This is a genomic window from Shewanella sp. 4_MG-2023 (assembly GCF_030548015.1).
In the GTDB taxonomy this organism is placed as follows: domain Bacteria; phylum Pseudomonadota; class Gammaproteobacteria; order Enterobacterales; family Shewanellaceae; genus Shewanella.
On record NZ_JAUORL010000086.1, the window covers coordinates 1 to 793 of the forward strand.

At 40.9% G+C, this 793-nt stretch carries 1 protein-coding gene; it reads right to left on the minus strand.

Going from position 1 to position 793, the window contains the following annotated elements; translation table 11 throughout:
* Positions 1-86: 86 nt before the first annotated feature.
* Positions 87-545, minus strand: coding sequence for a nuclear transport factor 2 family protein (locus Q4546_RS19150; protein ID WP_303446857.1), 459 nt, complete (start codon positions 543-545; stop codon positions 87-89).
* Positions 546-793 lie beyond the last annotated feature (248 nt).

Sequence of the window (793 nt, forward strand, 5' to 3'; positions counted from 1 at the left end):
TGGGAACCGCCCTGTGCGGAGCCGCATGCAGGGTGGTGTGGGGGCTGGAGGCTAGATACCTCCGGCTACCCGATTATGCCTTGACATTATTCTGAATACTTCCTAATCACAGACACTTTGCCATCCTCGATTTCCAATACTTCCATCGTATCGTAGCTTTGATTGACGACTTCTTTGGTTTGAGGGTGAATACCGCTACTTTGGGTGAAATATTTGATGACCACTACATTATACGCAGGAACGATTTCGTTGAGCTTGGCAGAATACTGAGTATGAGCGCCAAGGTAATATTGCATGCCATTGCGCATATCTTGTTTGCCAGTTGGAATGCGCGAATCGTCGTTTGCATAGGGTAGGTGTTGATGGCCAACATCTTCTTTTAGAAACGACAAATAGTATTCGATATCATTTTGTGTTGCATCTGGAGCCTGAGTTGCTTTCCAAGCGGCAAAATATGATTCTCCAAATTCTGTAAGATCAAATTCCTCTGCGACTACGGGCAGACAAATAAAAAGAAAAGATATAAGTGCAATCGCTTTTTTCAAAATAACCTCCTTTGTTCAATAGGGCATAACAGCTTATTCAATAGCAACACAATAATGTTCCAGGCTGCTCAATTCAAACTTCAAAGGTACCATCGCTAAGTTATTGTTGTAAATCGAATATTTTCGCGAATACGTAAATAATGCTCAAAATACTGCCGGAAAAAGAATGCATCTTTGTTTACGAGGTCTATACAACACTTTAAAAAATTTCGCAGTAGACTGATATGTATGGGTTTTCTAGAATGTTA